Annotated in this window: 1 protein-coding gene; it reads left to right on the forward strand. The window is 54.3% G+C overall.

The annotated features are described in order from the left end of the window. Positions 1-837 (forward strand): hypothetical protein (locus QCE69_RS39300; RefSeq protein ID WP_309936150.1); only part of this gene is annotated, 837 nt, incomplete at its 5' end. Positions 838-1,011 lie beyond the last annotated feature (174 nt).

Raw genomic sequence — 1,011 nt, forward strand, 5'->3', positions numbered from 1 at the left:
GGCGGCGCGTTGGCAGGTGGCGAAGCAGGCGCCGTGACCGCCAGTAACGCGGATTTGTACAATCGGCAGTTGAACCAGAAGGAGAAGAAGACGATCGCGGACCAGGCGAACGGAGACGCGGCCGAGGCGAGTCGGTTGACCAAAGCGGCGTGCTATGCGGTGAAATGTTGGGCCGAATACGCGCCGGGCAGTGAGCAATACAACGCTAACTTTGTGAGTCAGCTTGAGGCGTCACAGCTCGGGCCGGAACTGGCGTGGGTGAAAAATCAGAAGGAGGCGGGATTGTTCAATTACACGCCCGGGCAGAAGGTCACGGATATGGTGAAGAGCGACCCGGTCGGTGTGGCAAAGGATCTTGCGAAGACTGGACTGGGAATAGTCACTGCTAACACCGGCGGCTCATTGTGTGGCAGCGGTGTTGGCTGCGCGATCGGGGGATGGATGTTCGCCTTCGGCACAAGCGATGCAATTGAAGGGGGATCGAGTTTGCTCAACCGATACGATGCAACTGCGACTTCCGGCTGGAATCCGCTGAGATCGGGGTTCAACAGTCTCAATTCAACATGGGGTGACACTGCCTATGATGGCTTGAACTTAGTGGCGGCAGCTCTGGCTTTGAGGGTTTCGGTTCCGCTCAAAATGGGCACTGCGGACGGTCTGAATCGCCCCGGCTCAATGTTCGGAGTTACAGTGCCGCGCATCAACAACAACACGTTGATTCCCTTTGTCGGCCAGGCCGCTCCTTACGGAACAAATCAAGCCATCTTGTTCTACGGAGTAACCACGAAAGGCATTACCGTCTTCAATGACGTTCAAAATGCTGGTAGCAAAAAATGAACTGGAAACGACTTTACGCAACCCTGCAAATCTGGTTTACGGTGTGCTTAGCCTCCCTCTTTGGCGCGGGGTGTTGGTCATTTCTTATTGCAGGGCTATGCCGATTAGCTTTTAAGCTCGGTGAAAATGAATCAATGTTGGTAATTGGCGTGCCGTTGTTTCTGATGTTTTTTT

It is taken from the genome of Caballeronia sp. LZ032 (genome assembly GCF_031451315.1).
In the GTDB taxonomy this organism is placed as follows: Bacteria; Pseudomonadota; Gammaproteobacteria; order Burkholderiales; family Burkholderiaceae; genus Caballeronia.